The sequence below is a fragment of the Pseudomonas sp. xss_4 genome, assembly GCF_043104125.1.
GTDB classification, from domain to species: domain Bacteria; phylum Pseudomonadota; class Gammaproteobacteria; order Pseudomonadales; family Pseudomonadaceae; genus Aquipseudomonas; species Aquipseudomonas parafulva_B.
The window spans coordinates 76,868-96,043 of record NZ_JBICKJ010000071.1 but is presented as its reverse complement, the minus strand read 5'-3'; the positions used below and the strand labels follow the sequence as shown (position 1 = coordinate 96,043).

At 64.4% G+C, this 19,176-nt stretch carries 16 protein-coding genes and 2 pseudogenes; 4 read left to right on the top strand and 14 right to left on the bottom strand.

Going from position 1 to position 19,176, the window contains the following annotated elements; all coding sequences use genetic code 11:
- Positions 1-72: 72 nt before the first annotated feature.
- Positions 73-852: a peroxide stress protein YaaA gene (gene yaaA / locus ACF8GB_RS15315; RefSeq protein ID WP_058637179.1), complete on the top strand. Its 780-nt coding sequence runs from the start codon at positions 73-75 to the stop codon at positions 850-852.
- A 21-nt stretch (positions 853-873) separates the two neighbouring features.
- Here yaaA and ACF8GB_RS15310 read toward each other — a convergent pair whose 3' ends face one another.
- The 6 genes and pseudogenes from ACF8GB_RS15310 to ACF8GB_RS15285 form a co-directional block, all read right to left on the bottom strand.
- Positions 874-2,088, bottom strand: a complete 1,215-nt coding sequence (locus ACF8GB_RS15310) for an efflux RND transporter periplasmic adaptor subunit (protein WP_197843698.1) — start codon at positions 2,086-2,088, stop codon at positions 874-876.
- Positions 2,081-3,505: a TolC family protein gene (locus tag ACF8GB_RS15305; RefSeq protein ID WP_197843699.1), complete on the bottom strand. Its 1,425-nt coding sequence runs from the start codon at positions 3,503-3,505 to the stop codon at positions 2,081-2,083. The genes ACF8GB_RS15310 and ACF8GB_RS15305 overlap by 8 nt, the downstream gene beginning before the upstream one ends.
- Positions 3,495-4,664 carry an ABC transporter permease gene (locus ACF8GB_RS15300; RefSeq protein WP_392527283.1) on the bottom strand — a complete coding sequence of 390 codons (1,170 nt, stop codon included), beginning with the start codon at positions 4,662-4,664 and terminating at the stop codon, positions 3,495-3,497. The genes ACF8GB_RS15305 and ACF8GB_RS15300 overlap by 11 nt, the downstream gene beginning before the upstream one ends.
- Positions 4,665-4,830: 166 nt before the next feature.
- Positions 4,831-5,319 (bottom strand): annotated as a pseudogene (locus ACF8GB_RS15295) (ABC transporter ATP-binding protein); the annotation flags it as partial.
- Entirely contained in the window at positions 5,319-5,999 is a 681-nt protein-coding gene (locus tag ACF8GB_RS15290) for a hypothetical protein (RefSeq protein ID WP_196185154.1), read from the bottom strand. The gene ACF8GB_RS15290 and the pseudogene ACF8GB_RS15295, both read right to left, overlap by 1 nt.
- A gap of 201 nt (positions 6,000-6,200) precedes the next feature.
- Positions 6,201-6,638: a hypothetical protein gene (locus ACF8GB_RS15285; protein WP_196185153.1), complete on the bottom strand. Its 438-nt coding sequence runs from the start codon at positions 6,636-6,638 to the stop codon at positions 6,201-6,203.
- 355 nt (positions 6,639-6,993) lie between these two features.
- Here ACF8GB_RS15285 and ACF8GB_RS15280 point away from each other — a divergent pair, with 355 nt between their 5' ends.
- Both ACF8GB_RS15280 and ACF8GB_RS15275 read left to right on the top strand, forming a co-directional pair.
- Complete coding sequence (locus ACF8GB_RS15280; RefSeq protein WP_058604910.1) at positions 6,994-7,458, top strand: hypothetical protein; 465 nt, start codon at positions 6,994-6,996, stop codon at positions 7,456-7,458.
- 87 nt (positions 7,459-7,545) lie between these two features.
- Positions 7,546-8,358 carry an SDR family oxidoreductase gene (locus ACF8GB_RS15275; protein WP_392527282.1) on the top strand — a complete coding sequence of 271 codons (813 nt, stop codon included), beginning with the start codon at positions 7,546-7,548 and terminating at the stop codon, positions 8,356-8,358.
- A gap of 21 nt (positions 8,359-8,379) precedes the next feature.
- Here ACF8GB_RS15275 and ACF8GB_RS15270 read toward each other — a convergent pair.
- The 4 genes and pseudogenes from ACF8GB_RS15270 to ACF8GB_RS15255 all read right to left on the bottom strand — a co-directional run bounded on the left by ACF8GB_RS15270 (position 8,380) and on the right by ACF8GB_RS15255 (position 13,547).
- Positions 8,380-9,785 (bottom strand): annotated as a pseudogene (locus tag ACF8GB_RS15270) (efflux transporter outer membrane subunit).
- A gap of 98 nt (positions 9,786-9,883) precedes the next feature.
- Positions 9,884-10,957: an HlyD family secretion protein gene (locus ACF8GB_RS15265; protein ID WP_196135126.1), complete on the bottom strand. Its 1,074-nt coding sequence runs from the start codon at positions 10,955-10,957 to the stop codon at positions 9,884-9,886.
- A gap of 27 nt (positions 10,958-10,984) precedes the next feature.
- Entirely contained in the window at positions 10,985-12,526 is a 1,542-nt protein-coding gene (locus tag ACF8GB_RS15260; protein WP_078478026.1) for an MFS transporter, read from the bottom strand.
- Between the two features lie 115 nt (positions 12,527-12,641).
- Positions 12,642-13,547, bottom strand: coding sequence for a LysR family transcriptional regulator (locus ACF8GB_RS15255; RefSeq protein ID WP_392527281.1), 906 nt, complete (start codon positions 13,545-13,547; stop codon positions 12,642-12,644).
- A gap of 181 nt (positions 13,548-13,728) precedes the next feature.
- On the opposite strand from ACF8GB_RS15255, the gene ACF8GB_RS15250 reads away from it, so the two are divergent.
- On the top strand, positions 13,729-14,175 hold the full coding sequence (locus ACF8GB_RS15250) for a universal stress protein (protein WP_392527280.1): 447 nt from the start codon (positions 13,729-13,731) through the stop codon (positions 14,173-14,175).
- Between the two features lie 193 nt (positions 14,176-14,368).
- Here ACF8GB_RS15250 and ACF8GB_RS15245 read toward each other — a convergent pair whose 3' ends face one another.
- The 4 genes from ACF8GB_RS15245 to ACF8GB_RS15230 are packed head-to-tail and all read right to left on the bottom strand — an operon-like array spanning position 14,369 to position 19,127.
- Complete coding sequence (locus ACF8GB_RS15245) at positions 14,369-15,223, bottom strand: HlyD family secretion protein (protein ID WP_058604904.1); 855 nt, start codon at positions 15,221-15,223, stop codon at positions 14,369-14,371.
- Positions 15,224-15,233: 10 nt separating this feature from the next.
- Positions 15,234-15,434 (bottom strand): DUF1656 domain-containing protein, encoded by a 201-nt coding sequence (locus ACF8GB_RS15240; RefSeq protein WP_023534307.1) that lies wholly within the window; start codon positions 15,432-15,434, stop codon positions 15,234-15,236.
- Positions 15,424-17,601, bottom strand: a complete 2,178-nt coding sequence (locus tag ACF8GB_RS15235; RefSeq protein WP_325942535.1) for an FUSC family protein — start codon at positions 17,599-17,601, stop codon at positions 15,424-15,426. Before ACF8GB_RS15235 ends, ACF8GB_RS15240 begins: the two co-directional genes overlap by 11 nt.
- Positions 17,598-19,127, bottom strand: coding sequence for an efflux transporter outer membrane subunit (locus ACF8GB_RS15230; protein WP_392527279.1), 1,530 nt, complete (start codon positions 19,125-19,127; stop codon positions 17,598-17,600). The genes ACF8GB_RS15235 and ACF8GB_RS15230 overlap by 4 nt, the downstream gene beginning before the upstream one ends.
- Positions 19,128-19,176: the final 49 nt, after the last annotated feature.

Sequence of the window (19,176 nt, the reverse complement as noted above, 5' to 3'; positions counted from 1 at the left end):
TTGTCGCCATAGTTTGGACTTGCCTCGTCCAACCCTTAGAATCCCCGCTCTTTGATGCCAGGAGCAGATCCGATGCTGACGGTGATTTCCCCCGCCAAGACCCTCGACTACGACACCCCACCGGTGACCGAGCGCTTCACCCTGCCCCGCCACCTCGACCATTCCCAGGAACTGATCGAGCAGCTGCGAGAAATGAGCCCGGCGCAGATCAGCGAACTGATGCACCTGTCCGACAAGCTCGCGGGCCTGAACGCCGCGCGTTTCGGCAGCTGGACACCCACGTTCACGCCAGAGAACGCCAAGCAGGCCCTGCTGGCCTTCAAAGGTGACGTCTACACCGGCCTGGACGCCCAGACCTTGGGTGAAGACGACCTCAGCTACGCCCAGGATCACCTGCGCATGCTCTCCGGCCTCTACGGCCTGCTGCGCCCGCTGGACCTGATGCAGCCCTACCGCCTGGAAATGGGCACCAAGCTGGCCAACGCCCGCGGCAAGGACCTTTACGCGTTCTGGGGCACGCGTATCAGCGAGTGGCTCAACGAGGCCCTGGCCGAACAGGGCGATGATCTGCTGCTGAACCTGGCCAGCAACGAATATTTCAGCGCGGTCAAGCGCAGCGCCCTGAAGGCCCGGGTGATCAATGTGGACTTCAAGGACCTGAAAAACGGCCAGCACAAAATCATCAGCTTCTACGCCAAGAAGGCGCGCGGCATGATGAGCCGCTTCGTCATCGAAGAGCGCATCAGTGACCCAACGCAGCTCAAGCAGTTCGACGTGCAGGGGTATTACTACAGCGCCGAGCAGTCGAAGGTCGATCACCTGGTGTTCTTGCGCGATCAGCCCGAAGCATAGGGCGCCGAGCGCGGCGGGGCATCAGGGTAACCTGACGTACCCTGCCCCCAGCCCTGACACCTCGACCCCCTGCGGCCCTATGCCGTCCACGCTGACGGTCACCTCGCTCGGCGCTTGGCCAGGGTCCTCACGAAACCACACAACGTGCTCACCTGCGCTGCTGCGCTGCAGCGCCTCTGGCGGGATGACCAACGCCTGGGCCTTGCTCGAGATACGTATGTCCACCTGCGCGCTCATGCCCAGGCGCAAGCTAGAGCGGGCTGGCTCGGCGGGCAGCTCGAGTTCGGCCACCACCTCATACCAGGCCCCTGCGCCATCCAGCGTCTTGGGTTGCTGAGCGATGGGGCCTAGTTTGCCTTCAAGGTGCTGCCCGGCCACGCTGACTCGCACCTGCTGCCCTTGCTGTACGTTAGGCAAGTCCTGCTCCTCGACTGTTGCCAGCACCTGCAATCGGTCCAGGCCGATGAGCTCGAGCACTGGCACGCCGCGCGCGACGTGTTGGCCAGCCTGCAAGGGCACGACCTGATTGACGCCTGCGGTCTTGGCAGGGACGACAACGCCGCTCAAAGGCGCATTGACGGTGCGTTGTCCATGCAGCGCGAGCAGCGCATGGTACTGAGCTTCGGCGTTCAGCAGTTCCATACGGGCAATCTGAAGGGCGTCGCCTTGACCTTGTGCAAGGGTCTGCTCCAACGCCTGCTCGGCCTCAAGCACCGCCTGCGCATGCATGTCGACCAGCTGGATCAGGCTACGAACTTCCATACCCGCGACGATACCGCGCTCGAAAAGGCGCCGGTTTTCCTCCAGGTCCAGCTGACTTGTGGACAGCGCATTGCGGGTGCTGCTCAGGTTCCGTTTCGCCCTGGCCACCTCGGGACCGGTGGTCCAGTGCTCCAGTACGTCCGCGTAGCGGCGGGCTTTCAACCAGGCTGCCTGAGCCATGCGCAATTCGATGTCGAGCTGTTCGGTATCGAGGGTGAACAGTGGATCACCCGCGCCTACCTGCTGCCCGGGCTGTGCCAAAACCGCTGCCACCCGTCCCTCGAAGGGCGCATTCACCGTCACCTGACGCGCAGCCTGGAGGCGACCGACCAAGCCCAGTCGTTGCTCGAGCGTTTGCGGCTCGATGCGCACCCATCGCGCCGTCTCAGGCTGCACTGAGCGGCCCCCCTGATACCACGCGCCGAATCCGACGCTCAGCACTAGCAGCAGCAGACCGTTGCGCCAGTTAGTCATGGAGTACAACCCCCCAGCGCTCGAGGGTCGTGCCCAGCAGTTGGTCAAGGCTTGTCTGACCATTGAGATAGGCGATAGCCGCATCCAGACGCGCATGCTGAGCATAGCGAAGGTCACTTTCAAAGCTCAGGACCTCGAAGTTGCTTGAGCGGCCGAGCGACAGTTTTTCCTGCTCGATCGCAAGCTTGCACCGGGATAACGCCAGCGCCCGGCCGGCGATCTGCAACTGCCGCCATCGCCCCTGAATATCCTTCACGGCGTTGAAGATTTCGCGTTGCAGCTGTTGGTCTGTTTCGGCCTGCCCCAGGGCATGTTCTTGCAGCGCAACCTGCGTGCGCACCTGAGCTTGTCGTACCTGAAGGTCACCGATGGGGATCGCCAGCTCCAGCCCGACGTAATGCCGCCAGCTGGCCTGCAGGCCGGGCCTTTCGTGGGCCTGCGCGGCGCCGGCAACCAGCGACAGGTCCCAGCGCTGCTGGTCCTTGGCCAACAGCAGATCCACGGCAAGCTGCTCGCCTGTGAGCTGCTGCATGAGGTAGGCCGGTTGCAGAGCCTTGGCCCGGGCGAGCGCACGGGTAGCGTCAAGGTGGACCTGGCGTGGCTCGATCTCATCCACGGCCAGCAGTGGCGTGCTCAAGTCAATGGCCAAGGTCTGGGCCAGTGCCAGGCGACTTTCTTCCAGTTGCCGGTGACTGTTCTCCCGGGCCAACTCCTGGTTGGCCACTTCCGCTTGCGTCTGAACAATGTCGAACGCTGCCATGCGGCCGGTTTCGATGAGCGCCCGGTTCACGTCGACCAAACGCCGGGCACGCTGCAAGGCCTGGTCGGCGATCTTTTGCTGCTCCTGGGCACGGAGCAAGGCTCGATAAAGCAGGATGACCTGACTGATGGTCTGCCCCACGGTTTCGCGCAAGGCCAATCGGTTGAGCTGCTCCGACAGTTGCGCCTGACGCAAGGGGGCGGTGGCGACGTCCACGCCAGCGCCCCGCAGCAAGGGCTGGACCACGGTCAGGTTCGCCCCGTCCCGTTGGCGGGGCCGTTGGCCCTCAATCTCGATGTGGTCATAAGACCAGTCAAGGTCCAGGCGTGTACCGAAGGGGGTCAGCAGGCTGGCGGCAGGCACGAGCTGCACATCGCGCTGGCGGTCGTTCTGATCGCGATGACGCAGGTAACGCGCCTTGAGCAGCAACTGCGGGGCGTATCGGTCGCGCGCCACGCGCAGGTCGAACCTGTCCGCCACACGCTTGAGGTGGGCGCTTCGAATGGCACGGTTTTCACGCAATGCCAAGGCCACGGCTTCATCGAGTTGAAGCGGCACTGGATCGGTCCGAGCCAGGGCCAACGCGCTGACCGCATCTGCCCGGGCTGCGATGGGAATGGACAACACCCAGGCCAGCGCCAGCCAACTAGTCTTCACGCAGCGCCTCCACCGGCTGCAACCTTGCTGCCGCAACCGCTGGGTATACCCCGCAGGCAACCCCTACGGTCACTGAACTGACCATGCCAAGCGGCACCGCGGCCAGGGCCAGCCCAGTAGGCCACCCGGACAGCAGGGCAAAAATCCAGGCGGCCAGTACGCCGATCAAGGCACCGCCAACCGCCCCCGTGCCTGACAGCAACATGGCTTCGAGCAGAAATGACCAGCCGATATCCTGTGCCCGCGCGCCCAATGCAAGGCGAATACCGATTTCTCGGCGTCGTTCGGCCACCGTCATGAGCATGATGTTCATCACCCCGATGCCGCCCAGCAACAAGGCGATGCCGGCAAACCCGGCCAACAGCCACGTGAGCATTTGCGATTGAGCGGTCATGCCCGCCAACAGTTGACTGGGCAACCTGACGAGCACCTGGTGGCGCGGCAACTGCATCTGCAGGTAAGCGGACAGGTGATCGGCTGCCAACGCCAGGGACTGCACGTCGCGCCCCAGTGCCAGCACCAGGCTCACCTCCGGCGTCGGCGTCAATCGGCGCATGCCTGCCAATGGCATCCACACGGCCTGGTCGAGCATGACCGGCAACAGCGGGTTGTCACCGGTCGAGACCAACAAGCCAACGACGTCATACACGTAACCGCCTATCTGCAACCGATCGCCCGTCTTGGCGTCCAGCTGCCTGGCCAGGATGCTGCCCAGCACCACGTGGGGTGCCTTGTCGTCATGCGCCGACAGCAAGCGACCTTCGTCCACGCCCAGCTTCAACAACCTGGCAAGGCCAGCGCCGCTGCCGATTATCATCGCCTCCTGCTGCAGGCCAGCACGGCGAATGCTGGCCGCAGCCACGCTGATCGCGACGGCCGCCCGTACGGACGCCGGCATGGCGGTCAGATCAGGTTCGGCTTTCGAGCCTGCCGTGCCCTCGCGCTGCAGTTCAGCGACCATCAGCTCACTGCCAAGGCCCTCATACAGCTGCTGCGCATGCTGCGCTGCGCTTTGCCCCATGTTCAGCAACGCCACCACCGACGCGCAGCCGACGCCGATACCCAGCAAGGCCAGCCAGGCACGACGCCCCATCAACCGCACGTTGTCCAATGCCTCGCTCAGACGTTGCTGCCAGCCAGGGCCGTAGGGCTCGTGCATCGGTCAGCCTGCCTTGATCGACGCGCACACGCCGCTGCAGTCTGTGCGCCACTTTGGCGTCATGGGTGACCACCAGCAAAGTCGTGCCCCTCTCCCGGTTGAGCGTCAGCAGCAGTTGCAGGACCTGCTCACCGGTCTGGGCGTCAAGACTCCCGGTGGGCTCATCGGCCACCAGCAGGTTCGGCTCGGTGACCAACGCACGCGCGATCGCCACACGTTGGCGCTGACCACCGGACATCTCGACGGGCCGCTTGCCAGCCTGACTGGCAAGGCCAACGGCACGCAATTGCACCTCGGCGAGCTGGCGGGCAACGGGCAAGCGCAGCCCTCGATACGACAGCGGCAACGCCACGTTGTCCAGGGCGCATAACCGCGGCAGCAGGTTGAAGCTCTGGAAGACGAAGCCGATCAGGCGGTTACGCATCACGGCGCCCTGCTCGGCGCTGGCCCCTGTCATGTCGGTACCGCCGATCCATACCTGGCCTGCGCAAGGGCGGTCCAGCAGCCCAATGAGGTTCAGCAACGTGCTCTTGCCCGAACCGGACGGGCAGATGACAGCGCACGTCTGCCCGCTGGGGATCAACAGGTCGATGCCGTGAAGCACCGGCACGTCATCCTGAAAACGGCTGACATTGCACAGCTGTACAGCGGGCATCATGCGGGCTTGCCTGGTTCGTCAGGGCCTTCGAGCGGCGGGTGATCTTTTTTTGCCTGTTCTTCAAGCTTGCGGGCGGTTTTCAGGAGGGTGTCGATCAGAGAATCGGGATCATCGCTGCGAGGGGGGTCGGTTTTGCCTATCATCGCAGTTAAATCGAATTCGTAGTTTCTAAAACCCGCTTCCAGGATAGGAGGAAGGTTTTTGTAATAATCGATCATTTCCCTCAGCGCATCGTCCCTGAAGCCTGTCCTGTCGTATTCCGCATTGGCTTTGTCAACGATGTAGTGCGTCCACTGCGAATAACGATGACCTAATTCAGCACTGGCGGCGAGCCGCTCGTTGTAGGTGAAGTCTTCGCCCTCATCGTAACCGATCAGCGCCAATTGCTCCGTGGTGAGATGCTTGAAGGGATTAGCATCTTTCCCATTGATGAAATCAGTCGCTTGCCGCGCCCTGGCTAAGAGCGCCTGATCTTGAGTATCCGGAATGAAGGCATCATGCAGCGCCTTTGTATATACATAACCTTGGCCGCCAAGATCCATCCGAATGCGAGACGCAAGCTCTGCCAACTCCTGCCGACTCAGCTGGCTATCTCGGGCAGCCGCTCGCTCCGCCGCCGCCGCGAGTTGACGGCCCAACGCCGAAACTTCAGAACTTGGCTCATGTACTTCAGACACGGACGAGACGCTGCCCGAGTTCGTAGAGGTCGTTGTCTCCTTTGCCCGCGCTATAGGGACAGGCCCTACTGAAGAACTTGCCGTTCTCGAAATATATTCCATAGCCGCACCTCGATTTGAAATTCAGTGAGCTCAATCGGTGAAAGTGCGTGCCTTTGCCGCCAGCACCAGTCCAACAGCAAAGCAGGCTACAGAGCCGGGTTATTTCATGGTGAATTCGGCCTTCCATGCGTAGTTGGCACTAAACCCCGAGTTAACCGCAGTGCAAGTCGCACCGCCCGCCGGCGTGGCAGTCTTGTTCCACTTGGGCTGTTTGATACCTCCCGACATCATCATGACGAACGTCGTGCTGAAGGCGCATGACTTGCGCCCTTGCGAGTAGCGGAGCATTGCACCATTGGTATCAGGGCTAACCAAACGCTGCACAGTGAACCGGATGCTCTCACCCGGTTTTACCTCGTCGTGCGGCTTAGGGTTAGCAATCTGATACGTACTGGTCTCGTTCGCATTGGTCAGCTGGAGCTTCACCGGCTCGGTTCCAAGGTTTCTGAACGTCACTTCAACGGGCGGCCCCGCAAGGGCTGGGGCCGCTGCCAGCATGACTGCGGTGGCAGAGAGGATTCGCATGCAGTTCTTCATCGTTTCAAGTCTCGTCTCTTCCATGTGGTTAGGGATCAGACGCCTGCGTGGGCCGGCCACGCATTGACTGCGACGATCCTTCGTTCACAGCCGCCAATCACGACGTCTGGCCATGTTGGCGGCCCGGCGCTGAAAAACCTTAGGAACTGAAGGGTCTTCAAACGTTACGGGATGTGCTGAGAAATCGTGGAGCCCAGGCGCGAAGGACCGTTTATTGACGTCAAGCAATAAACAGCGGCAAAAATTTTTTAGATCGCCATCTTAATCCACAGCCGGCCACCCCCCTCGTTTTGAGCGTTCACCCATTTCACGCTACGATGCTTCAACCCTCGCGCAACCAAGGTCTGCAAGGCTCATGATCATCGGCGCTCTCCTTATCCTCACCTGGCTGGTGCTGTTGCTGCGCTACCCTGCCAAGGCCTTGCCGATTTCGCTGGCCGCCGTGGGTGGTCTGGGCCTGGTGGCCTTGTTCGTCATCTGGCAGGACACTCGCGAAACCTCGCAACTGGCCCGCTTGGACATGCGCCTTGCCTATGCCCCCACCCAATGCCCCGCCGACCGCCCCTTGCAGGTCACCCTGAAGAACGGCAACAAGGTGCCGCTCACCGAGCTGCGCTGGCGTGTGGCGGCCTATGCGCCAGGCGACACAGTCAACCTGGCAGAAAATACCTACAATGCACCGCGCTACCGTGGGCCTGGCGAATTGCAGCCGGGCGCGCAGTGGTCCGATTGCCTGCCATTGCCTGCGCTGCGCTCGGGCTACCGTGCACAGACGTTGGAATTCAGGGCCGAGCACCTGCAAGGCAGCTTTGCCAACTGACTCATTGTCGACGCCCAACGGCTGGCGACCGGTTGGCGACTCGGCGCAGACCCGCTGCCCCTCCACACAGACCCAAAGGCCTTCTGCATGTCGACAGTCCTGATCACCGGTTGCTCCAGCGGCATTGGCCGCGCCCTGGCCGATGCGTTTCGCGATGCCGGCCATCAGGTCTGGGCCACCGCCCGCCAGGCTGAAGATGTGGCGCGCCTGGCCGCTGCGGGCTTCGTTGCCCGGCAACTGGATGTCAACGACCCACACGCCCTGGCCCTGCTCGCGCAGGAACTCGAGGCACTGGACATCCTGATCAACAACGCCGGCTACGGCGCCATGGGGCCGCTGCTCGATGGCGGGGTCGACGCCCTGCAGCGCCAGTTCCAGACAAACGTGTTCGCGCTGGTCGGCGTGACACGCGCGCTGTTCCCCCAGCTGCGTCGCGCCCAAGGCCTGGTGGTGAACATCGGCAGTGTCTCCGGCGTGCTGGTCACGCCGTTCGCCGGCGCCTACTGCGCCTCCAAGGCTGCCGTGAAGGCCCTGAGCGACGCCCTGCGCCTGGAACTGGCGCCGTTCGGCATCCGCGTGATGGAGGTGCAGCCTGGGGCCATCGCCTCGCAGTTCGCCAGCCACGCTCAGCAGCAGGCGCAGCAGGTGCTGGCGCCGCAATCGCCGTGGTGGTCACTGCGTGAACACATCCAAGCCCGGGCCCGCGCCTCGCTCGACAGGCCGACACCGACGGCGACCTTTGCCCAAGGCGTGCTGAAAGCGACCCAGCGTTCGCCAGTGCCGGTACGGGTGCGGCTGGGCAATGGCAGCACGGCCCTGCCGCTGATGGCCCGCCTGGTGCCGCAGCGTTTACTGGACAAGGTGCTGCGCAAACGGTTTGGCTTGTCACGAACGTTGTAGGCCGGTCACGAGCCTACGCGTTCAGACCTTGTCGAATGCCTGCCACCCACCGCCGAGCGCTTTGTACAGCCCCACGAGCGCCTGGGATACCGCGGCAGCGCTGTCGATCCACTGCTCTTCGCTGGCCAGCAAGGCCGACTGCACGGTCAGTACATTGAGAAAATCCACCGCGCCTTCCACGTATTGACGCTGGGCCGTTTCCAGGGCGATGCGGTTCTGGCGCACGGCTTCGGCGAGGTGATCGCGACGCAGCTGGCTGGCGTTGTACAGGCGCAGCACATCATCGATTTCATGCCAGGCCCCCAGCACCACCTTGCGGTAGTGCAGGGCCGCTTCCTGCTGCTGCGCCTGGCGCAGGGCCAAGGTGCCCTTGAGGCGACCGCCTTCGAAAATCGGCAGCGACAGCTGCGGCCCGAAGGCGAAGCGGCGAGCATCCCAAGCACCGAAGTCAGCCAGCTGCATGGCCTGGAAACCCACGTTGCCAGACAGCCGGATACGTGGATAAAAATCAGCCTTGGCCACGCCGATGCTGGCCGTGGCAGCATGCAGGCGCGCCTGGGCCTGGCGAATGTCCGGACGACGCTCGGCCAGCTCCGACGGCACGCCGATGGCGAACGTCTGCTGCGGGGCGGGCAGCTCACCGGCTTGCAGCAAGCTGCCCTGCAGGCTGCGTGGGGGCTCGGCCGCCAGCAGGCTCAAGGCATTGATCAGATCGTCACGGCGCGCCTGCAAAGTGGGCAGGCGCGACTCGATCAAGGCGACCTGGGCGTTGGCCTGGGCCACGTCGAGCCGGGTGGCCACGCCTTCGGCCTGACGGTCTTCGGACAACTTCAGGCTGTGCCGCGCGACCTTGAGGTTGTCCTCGGTCACCTGCAACGTATGCTGCACCGCGCGCAGCTGGATGTAATCACCGGCCGTTTCGGCGAGCAGGGCCAGCAGGACGCCGTTTCGGTCGTTCTCGGCCACCTCGACACTGGCGTCGGCTGCTTCGACCTGACGCCGCACACGTCCCCAGACATCCAGCTCCCAACCTGCTACCAGTCACCCTGCCACAGGTTGAAAGCCGATTTGCCCGCGTTGCCGGAGGGGTCGCTGAGCCCTTCGGCGCTGTTGCGGGCACGGCTGTAGCCGGCATTGGCGTCCACCGACGGCTGCTGGTCGGCGGCCACGGTGCTGCGCAGCGCACGGCTTTGCAGCAAGCGGGCACTGGCGATCTGCAGATCAAGGTTGCGCGCGGCGACCTGTTCGATCAGTGCGCTGAGCCGTGGGTCGTGAAAGCTGTCCCACCAGCGCAACTGCATGGGCTCGGCCACAGGTTGGCTGGGCGCGTGCTCACCCTCCAATTGGTCCCACTGCTGGGGCGCGTGGGTATCGGGCTGCTGGAAGTCAGGGCCAAGGGTACAGCCCGTGAGCAGTGCAGCGAGCATTATGGCCGCAGGGGCCTTGCCCCCCAAACGCGTGATGGGCCGCGATGAACGGGCTGCCTGTGGGCCGGCGGGTGCAGGGCTCTGCGCGTAGGTGATGTTCATCGGGCCGTCACCTCGCTACCGGCCAGCTTATCGCCTTGGGTATCGCTGGTCGTGTCGATGATCGCTTCGACCGACATGCCCACACGCAAGCGCGTCAACAACGGCTGCCCGTCATCGAAGACGATCTTCACCGGGATGCGCTGCACCACCTTGGTGAAATTGCCGGTGGCGTTGTCCGGCTTCACCGCGGCGAACGTCACCCCCGTGGCCGGAGCGATGCTTTCGACGTGCCCATGGAGTCGTTCATCGGCAAAGGTATCGACGCTGATGCTGACCGGCTGACCGGGCTGCACGTGGGTCAATTGGGTTTCCTGGAAGTTGCCTACCACATAGGCCTGCTGCAGGGGCACCACCGACAACAGCCGCGCCCCGGGGTTGACATAGGCCCCGATGCGCAACGCGCGTTCACCGACCATACCGTCCACCGGCGCCGTGATGCGGGTATAGGAGAGGTCCAGCCGGGCCTTTTCCACCCCGGCTTCGGCGCGCTTGAGCTGGCCATCGGCGCTGGCGACCTGAGCGGCGAGGATGTCCACCTGCTTGCGCGCAGCTACCCAAGCTGCACGGGCATTGGCCAGGCGAGCACGGGCCTGATCCACGGCGCTGCGTGCCTGCTGGGCGTTTTGCACGGTACCGGCGCCCTGCTCGGCCAGGCGCCCGTAGCGGCGAACTTCATGATCGGCGAACGCCGCCTCGGCCTCGGCGGCTTTCACCGCTGCCTGGGCCTGAGCAATCAGCGCGTCCTGGCGGTCGAGGGTGGCACGGGCATCGGTGCTCTGGGCCTGGGCCACTAGCAGCTGCGCCTGGGCAGCGTCCAGGGCAGCCTGGTAGTCGCGGGCATCGATGGTGGCCAGCAGTTGGCCGGCCTTGACTTGCTGGTTGTCCTCGACCAGCACCTGGGTGATGAAGCCGGCGACCTTGGGCGCGACCACGGTGTAGTCGGCGGTCACGTAGGCGTCGTTGGTGCTCTGCCGGTGGTCGCTGCCCAGCAGCCAGGGACCGACGAGGGCGGCCAGCACGGCCACGGCCAGCACAGCGCCGATGAACAGGGTTTTACGGTGGGTGGTCATTTGGCGTTTCTCGAATTCAGACAGGGGTCAGGCCACCGCACGCGGTGGATAAACCCGGGTGGGCATGACAGGAATCAGGCAGATCAGGGCTACGGCGATTACGGCCAGGACCAGGTAGAGGTCGGCCGAGGTCAGTACCAGCGCCTGGTCATGGATGCGCCTGGCAAGGCTGGCAGCGTGGTCGTCCAGCAACGGGGCATTGCCCAGGCTGTCGACCAGGTGATTGGAATGGAAATGCCGGCGCAGCGTGCCCAGGGCATCGAGCAGCCCGCCCGCCACGACGGCGGACAAGCCCTTGACGGTGTTGAACCAGGCCGAGGCGAAGGGGCCTTCCTGGGGGCTCATGCCCGTGGTCGAGAGCATCAGCAACGGCAGCACCGCCATCGGCTGGCCGAACACCTGCAACAGGTAGAACGGGTAGAAGTCGGTGCGAATCCACTGGCTGGTGAGCAGGCTGCTGCCGATGCAGGAGGCGGCCAGCATCCCCAGGCCGATGCCCAGCACCCAGCGACAGTCGACTGCGCGGATATTGCAAAGCGCGGCGGTCAGCGGCAGGGCGATCAATTGTGGCATGGCCACCAGCAGCATCAGCGGGCTGGTCTGGGCGGGCCGGTAGCCCTGGAGCTGTGCCAGGTAGGCGGACGGCAAACTACCCACACCCGAGAGGACGATGAGCACGCCCGCGACGGTCAACAGGGCAAAGGCCAGGTTACGCCGGCCCAGCAAGCGCAGCTGGAAAAACGGCAAGGGCTCGGACCACTCGTTGAACATGAACAGCACCAACAACAGCAGCCCACCGCCCAGCAGCCAGCAGATCAACGGCGAATCGAACCAGCCCCAGCGATCACCCAAAGACAACCCCAGCACGATACCGCAGATCGCCGGTAACCCAAGCAGCACACCACGCCAGTCGAACTGCCTGAAACGCTCCAGGCGCAATGGGTCCTGCGGCAGCCCCCACGCCACGCAGCCACCGGCCACCAGCGACGGCAGGATGATCTGCCAGAACGCCCAGCGCCAGCCGACGTATTCGGTCCACAAGCCGGCCAACGGTGTACCCAGGTTGGGGCCGAAGGTGGCAGTCAAGGCATAGCACGCCAGGCCGTAGACCTTGATGCCAGGGGGCAGGAAGCGCAGCGCCACGCTCATCAGCATCGGCGGCAGTGCCCCCGAGGCAAGCCCTTGCAGCACCCGCAGCAGCATCAGGCTGTGCAGGTTGGGGGCGAAGGGTTGCAGCAGACCCAGCACTGCGAAGGCACCGATGGCTGCCAGGGTGAAGCGCCGCAGGGAAAAGGTAGTCGCCAACCAGGGCGAGAAGGCCATTGCCGAGACGGAGGCTGCGCTGTACACCGCCAGCAGCCAGGCCCCCTCATCGGCACCGATAGCCATGGCCCCGCGGATATCGGCCAGGGAAATCTTGGTCACGGACTCGTTGAGGCCCGCACACAGCACCGCCAGCAACACGCCGAACAGCCCGACCACCACCTGCAGGCCGAACGCGCCCTGTGCAGGGGCGGTCGATGCAGGCGTGGCAGCCAGCCCGCTAGCAGGGGCAGAAACGGCATTCATTTCAAGACATCTCCAGCAACACTTTTACGACTGGAGCGATTTTAGGCAGGGTAAATGCTGACGAAAACTGAATTATTAGCAGTTTTATATTGCGCCAAACGCAACGATGGCCTGTTCAGGGATCGCTTCGGGTACACGCCTTGATCGTCTGACGCAGCCACTGGTGGGCCGGGTCGTTGTCGAAACGTGGGTGCCAGGCCTGCATCACGTTCACTTTTTCAAGCGGTACGGGAATCTCGAAGGCGCGCAGGGGCAGCTTCAGACGCTGGACACTGTTCAGGATGTTGGCCGGAATCGGCAGGATCAGGTCCGAATCGGGTAACGAGAACATCGCCGAGTGAAAGCTGGTGGTGATCAGCGCCACCCGGCGCTCCACCCGATGGTTGGCCAGGGCCACATCGATCGGACCGTTGGCACGGCCGCGACGCGACACGCTGATCTGTGGGAACGCGGCGAAGCGTTGTGGGGTGATGTCCTGGTCGAAGATCGGATGTTCCATGCGCGCCAAGCCGACGAAATAGGTGCTGAACAAACTCTGCACCTTGATCTCCGGCCCCAGCTCCACGGAGGAGCTGACGATCAGGTCGATGTGGCCGTTGCGCAACATGGCATCGTCGTCACTGCTGCCTTCGGGCACGAAGCGCAGCACGGTATTGGGCGCGTCGGCCAGCATCATGCGCAGCAGCTTGGCCCCGTAGAGGGCGATGAACAAATCGTTGGTACGCACGTTGAAGGCACGGTGCAGCTTGGACAGGTCGACGCCTTCACGGCTGCGAAACACCTGCCCGGCCTGCTCAACCAGGCCATGCACCTGCTCGCGCAGGGCCAGGGCCCGTGGCGTTGGCACCAGCCCGCGACCGGCGCGCACCAGGATGGGGTCGCCCATGGCCTCGCGTATGCGCCCCAGCGTGCGGCTCATGGCGGCTGGGCTGAGGTTCATGCGTTGTGCCGCGCCTACCACGCTGCCTTCATCGAGCAGCACGTCGAGGGCGACCAGCAGGTTCATGTCAGGGAGTTGCATGGCCGTTTTCCGAGACGACGTTGGGAAACGGCGATGTTAGCAGGTTGCTCGATTGCGCCCGACGCAATGTGCTCGTGCGTGGCAGGGCCTTTATTCGCAGCCCAGCTGAGGTCGAGAATGGCAGCAGCAGGTTCGGCCCCATGCCGGCAGACTAGCCACCACTGACGATAAAGGATCCCGCATGCCCAGCCCCGTGCTCATTGCCATCGACGCCTCCCCTGCCACTCAAGCGCTGCTCGCCCTGGCCTGCCACTGGTGTCGTCCTGAAGACCATACCTTGCATGTACTGCTGGCCATCGATGCCACCTTTGCCGTGCACGAACAACCGGCGCCCTACACGGCCGACGAACAAGCGCAGTACCCTGCCGCGTGCGAGGAACAGCAACAGGCCGATCATGCCCTGGGCGAGGCGGTCCGTGCCTTGCAGCAGGCAGGTTTCACCTGCCAGGGCTGCATGGTGGCCGGTCAGCCTGTGGAGGTCATCGTGGCCAGGGCCCAGGCACTGGAATGTGAACTGATCATCATGGGGCACCGTCATCTGTCGCGGCTGGGGCGACTGCTGGACCCCTCGATCAGTGCCAAGGTGATCGATCAGGTCCAGGTGCCGGTGCTGGTAGGTGCCGGCTGAACGTAGCGCTTGAGAAGCTGAACATCAGGTGAATGCGGGACCTGTAGGAGCGGTCTTGTACCGCGATGGGCCGCGCAGCGGCCCCAGGGATATTTGCTGCGAAGCTGAAATCTTGGGGCCGCTGCGCGGCCCATCGCGGCACGAGGCCGCTCCTACAGGGGTAACGTGCCGCAGTGTCAGGCCGCCGAGTGCTTCACTGCGGATCGACCACCACCGTACAGGTAGTCCCCGCTGCCAGGAAGAAGCCTTCGGGCACCTGGTCGATATGGATGCGCACCGGCACCCGCTGGGCCAGGCGCACCCAGTTGAAGGTGGGGTTCACATCGGCAATCAGCTCGCGGCTCTGGGGGTTGTCGCGGTCGTAGATACCCCGGGCGATGCTCTCCACATGGCCCTGCAAGCGTTCCCCGCTCATCATCTGCAGTTCGGCAGGGTCGCCTACCTTCACATGGGGCAACTTGGTTTCTTCAAAAAACCCGTACACCCAGAATGACGCCTCATCGACCACCGCCATCACCGCCTCGCCGGTGCGTGCGTAATCGCCCTTGTGAACGTTCAGGTTGGTCACATAGCCATCGACCGTGGCCACGATCCGGGTACGTTTGAGGTTCAATTCGGCGGCCGCCAGGGCCGCCTGGGCCTGCTGGTAGTCGGCCAGAGCAGCGCTGGCAATGTTGCTGGCATCGTCGCGGTTTTCCTTGGAGATCACCAGGTTGTCCAGGTCGGCACGGCGCCTGGCATTGACCCGGCGCATCTCCCAGGTGGCCTTGCGGGCGGCGACCAGGGCCTTGGCCTGTTCGACCGCCAAGCGGTAGTGTTCCGGGTCGATCTGGATCAACAGGTCGCCCTTGCTGACCCGCTGGTTGTCCTTGACCGGCACATCGACCACGTAGCCAGGCACATCGGCCGCCACGTTGATGATGTCGGCGCGTACCCGGCCATCCCGGGTCCAGGGGGTGGTCATGTAATGCAACCACAGCTGACGACCGATCACCACGGCGGCCGTCAGGACCAGCAACGTGGCGACAAGGCTGAAGAACTTTTTCATCGAAGGATTCTCACCAGTAGAGCGACAGCGCCAGGGCGCCGAACAGGCAGACGAACAGGCTCAGGCGCAGCAGCGCCGGGTGCCAGAAGAAACGGTAGCCATCAACGCTGGCAATGAACCGGTCAAGCCCCCAGGCCAGGCCTAGCGCAAACAGGAACATCAGGGTCAGGGTGGGCATGTACACGCCGTGGAAGGCGATTTCACGAGGCATGGGGCAACCCTTTGGGTGGCGCAAGCGGTGAGTGGGGGTCGAGCAAGGACGAGCGGATGAAGTGCAGGTAGCTCTGCACACGGCGTAGCACTGACGTGTCGAAGTGCCGCGCAAACGGCTCGTCGGTGGCCTGGACCCGGGAAATGGCATGGTCCACCGCCACCAGGGCACGCTCATGATTCCCGACGCTGGGCTGCAGGAACAGGCGCGCCAGGGCACGGCCCATGACCCGGATAGCCTGGCGCCACGGCTGGGACTCGGCATAGGCCGGGTGCACGGGGGCCCGCGCCTGCTCCTTGCGCAGCTCGATCACCGCATGGCCAATTTCCAGCACGCTGAACATCCAGCCCATCAACTGGCTTTGCACCTGGGGCTTGCCGGCCGCCAGGCCATAGGCCTGGTGCAGCAAGTCGCGCGTGCGGCTTTCGAAAGCCGTGCCGATGCCGCGCAGGCGCCCGCTGATGGCAAACAGCACTTGTTCACGCAAGGCCTGCTCCAGCCGGCTCCACAACCAGCGGCTATTGGGTGGCAGGATGATCGCCCCGGCAGCCGCGCACACGAACATGCCGACGACCATGGCGATGTAGTCGTTGATGAAGCTGTACGGGTCATACACCGTCAGGTTGTTGGGCACCGAGCCAATGGCGAAAAACACCAGCAGGCCAATGCCGTAGCCCGAGTAGGCCGGGCGCGACGAGAGAAACGCACCCAGCACGAACACCGGCGCCAGGACCATGCACAGCAAAGGGAAGCCGTCGATCCAGGGAAACACGAAGAAGGTTTCGAAAAAACCGACCACCGCGCCGATCGCCGTGCCGCAGGCCATCTGGAACGACAGCCGCTTGGGGTTGGGCGAGGCCGCCGACAGCCCGGCGGTGACCGTGGCGATCAAGGTCATCATGGCGCCGCTTGGCCAGTCGCTGATCAGCCAGTAGCTGCCCAGCAGCAACAGCACCGCCGCCGAACGCAGCCCGGCTGCCAGGCATACCAGCGTACTGGTCTGTGCCACGTAGGGTTCGTCCCACTGCTCCCGCGCGTGGTTGTGCACGGCCAGGGAGGCGTGGGTTTCGGCGTAGCTGTACATTTCGTCCACGAAGCGGTAAAGCAACTCGAAGGCGGTGTGGAAGTCCAGCAGGTCGGCTTCGCCGGGCGCGGTGGCCAGGTAGTCGGCGCGCAAGCTGCGGACCTGGGCCTGCAACCCTTCGCGGTAGGCACCGAGCTCTAGGGTCAGGCGCAAGGCGTCGGCGTCGGTCAGCGCGCGCCCCACGTAGGGTTCGAGCAGGGCGACGAGGGTGTGCAGGCCGGGCTCGATGGCGCTGACGATCTGCACAGGCCCGCGTGCGCGAAGCCGCTCGATCAGACGGTGCAGGGCGTTGAAGCGGGTGGTGATGGCCATGAATTCGCTGTTCATGCGCACCAGCCGGCCACTGCGCCGACGCATGTGCGGGTCCTCGAAGGCAGTCACGTTGCGCAGGCTTTCCAACCCCACCGCCTCGGCCACGAAGCGCACATTGCTGCTTTCGAAACGCTCACGCTGACTGTCGCCGCGCAAGGCTTCGACGACTACCGCCGCGAACGCGCCAAAGCGCTGGTACAGGGCGTTGCGCATGGCGGCACTGGCCGACTGCGGCAGGATGGCGGCGCTGACGAAGGTGGACACCAGGATGCCCAGGGCAATCTCCAGCACTCGCCAGACCGCGGCCATGAATGCCTGGTCGGGGTGCTGCAACACCGGCAGGCCGATCATCGCCGCGGTGTAGCCGGCCAGCACGAAGCCATACGCCTGGAAGGTGCGGTAGCGCATGGCGCCTGCCGAGCACAGGCCCACCCAGACGGCCAGGCTGGGCAGAAACAGTTCGGTGTTCTGCGGGAAGACGGCCATCAATGCGACCATCATCACAGAGCCGGCCAGGGTGCCCAGCACCCGGTAGAAGCTCTTGGCGAACACATGCCCGCTTTGCGGCTGCATGACGATGAACACCGTGATCATGGCGGTACGCGGCTGCGGCAACTCCAGGCGCATGGCCAGCCACAAGGTGATGAAGGCTGCAGCCAGCACCTTGAAGATGTACACCCAGGTGACACCATCGGTCCGCACCCAGGCATGGAAACCGCGCCGCCATTGCAGGCTCTGCGACCAGCGCAGGGGTAAACCCCATGTGCTCATGGGCGTGCTCTCGGCTTGGCGTTGAGAATGGCGAGGGTTGCCGGCGTGGCTGGCGGCGCCTGGCGCTCTTGGTCCGGTACATCCGAGCCGGCTTGCAGACCGCCGCCCAGCGCCGTCACCAGGGCGGCGTGGGCGATCAGGCGCGCGGCCTGCACCTGCTGCTGAACCTGTTGCTGACGAAACAGCAGCGTTTGCGCGTTGAGCACGTTCAGGTAGTCGGTAAGGCCCCGCTGGTAGGCGACCATGGCGATGTCGTAGGTTTTCTGCGCGGCGGCGACCGACTCGGCCGCGAAGTGCGCCTGCGCCTGCATCGATTCGCGACGCACCAACTGATCGGAGATGTCCTTGAGCGCGCCGATCACCGTCTGGTTGTAGCGCGCCACGGCCACATCATAGTCGGCGGCGGCGGCCCCCAGTTGCGCGCGCAGACGCCCGCCATCGAAGATCGGCAGGGTGACGGCCGGGCCGACGGTGTAGTTGAACTTGCGCCCGGTGAGAAACGCCAGCGGGCCGCCGCCGGTGGCGACGAAACCCAGGCTGCCGACCAGGTCCACGTTGGGGAAGAAGCCGGCGTGGGCCATGTCGATCCCACGCGCCTGGGCAGCGACCTGCCAGCGGCTGGCGACCACATCGGGGCGCTGGCCGACCAGTTCGGCGGGTAGCCTGGAGGGCAGCGTCAGCGGTGTGGCAAGGGTCAGGCTGGGGCGCTGCAGCTGCGCGCCCTCCCCTGGCCCCTTGCCCGCCAGGGCGGCCATTTGATGGGTGGCCAGGACGATAGCCTCGTCCAGGCTGTCGAGCTGGCGATGGGTTTCCGGCAGCGGCGCCTGGGCCTGGCTGACCTCCAGATGGGTGCCGATGCCCGCGTCCAGGCGACGCTGGGCCAGGTCCAGGATCTGCTCTTGCTGCGCCAGTTGAGCCTTGATGATGTCGCGCCGGGCGTAATGCAGGCTCAGCTCGATGTACACGCTCACTACCGTGTGCTGCAGCTCCAACTGGGCCTGCCTGGCCTCTGCTACCTGTCGATGGGCCTGGTCCACGGCCTGCTCGCTGGCATTGCGCTCGCGCCCCCAGAGATCGAGGGCGTAGCTCAAGCCAAGGGTTGCGTTGTTATCCCAGGTGGTGGCACCGGACAAGTCGCCAGGGCCATAGAAGGGGTCGTCAGGCCAGTTGTGCCGGTTGAGCGTCGCCTGACCGTTGCCTTGCAGGTGTTCGGCCGACTCGGCAAGGCCAGCCAGGGCACGCGCTTGACGCACCCGTGCTGCGGCGATGGCAAGGCTAGGGTTGGCGGCCAGCGCCAGTGCTATCCAGTGATCAAGCTGGGGGTCGCGGTAGGCGCGCCACCATTGCTGGTCCGGCCAGTGGGCATCGGTGGCGGCCTGTTCGATGGCTGCACTGGGGCTCAGGGTGTTGGCTTGCAGCGTTTGGGTCTGCGGGGCAATGCCCCAGGTTCCGATACAGCCGCTCAAGGTGAGGGCAAGGGCACAGGCACTGAACGCTTGAAGCGTTCCGATGATGCAACGCGGCACAGCTGCGATATCCCGAGGAAGAGGTGGAGGGGCTGGGCAATTCTAGGGG

Coding starts and splice junctions, on each gene's coding strand:
- yaaA (WP_058637179.1), top strand. CDS start 73: ATGCTGACGGTGATTTCCCCCGCCAAGACCCTCGACTACGACACCCCA.
- ACF8GB_RS15310 (WP_197843698.1), bottom strand. CDS start 2,088: ATGACTAACTGGCGCAACGGTCTGCTGCTGCTAGTGCTGAGCGTCGGA.
- ACF8GB_RS15300 (WP_392527283.1), bottom strand. CDS start 4,664: ATGCACGAGCCCTACGGCCCTGGCTGGCAGCAACGTCTGAGCGAGGCA.
- ACF8GB_RS15285 (WP_196185153.1), bottom strand. CDS start 6,638: ATGAAGAACTGCATGCGAATCCTCTCTGCCACCGCAGTCATGCTGGCA.
- ACF8GB_RS15280 (WP_058604910.1), top strand. CDS start 6,994: ATGATCATCGGCGCTCTCCTTATCCTCACCTGGCTGGTGCTGTTGCTG.
- ACF8GB_RS15275 (WP_392527282.1), top strand. CDS start 7,546: ATGTCGACAGTCCTGATCACCGGTTGCTCCAGCGGCATTGGCCGCGCC.
- ACF8GB_RS15265 (WP_196135126.1), bottom strand. CDS start 10,957: ATGACCACCCACCGTAAAACCCTGTTCATCGGCGCTGTGCTGGCCGTG.
- ACF8GB_RS15260 (WP_078478026.1), bottom strand. CDS start 12,526: ATGAATGCCGTTTCTGCCCCTGCTAGCGGGCTGGCTGCCACGCCTGCA.
- ACF8GB_RS15255 (WP_392527281.1), bottom strand. CDS start 13,547: ATGCAACTCCCTGACATGAACCTGCTGGTCGCCCTCGACGTGCTGCTC.
- ACF8GB_RS15250 (WP_392527280.1), top strand. CDS start 13,729: ATGCCCAGCCCCGTGCTCATTGCCATCGACGCCTCCCCTGCCACTCAA.
- ACF8GB_RS15245 (WP_058604904.1), bottom strand. CDS start 15,223: ATGAAAAAGTTCTTCAGCCTTGTCGCCACGTTGCTGGTCCTGACGGCC.
- ACF8GB_RS15240 (WP_023534307.1), bottom strand. CDS start 15,434: ATGCCTCGTGAAATCGCCTTCCACGGCGTGTACATGCCCACCCTGACC.
- ACF8GB_RS15235 (WP_325942535.1), bottom strand. CDS start 17,601: ATGAGCACATGGGGTTTACCCCTGCGCTGGTCGCAGAGCCTGCAATGG.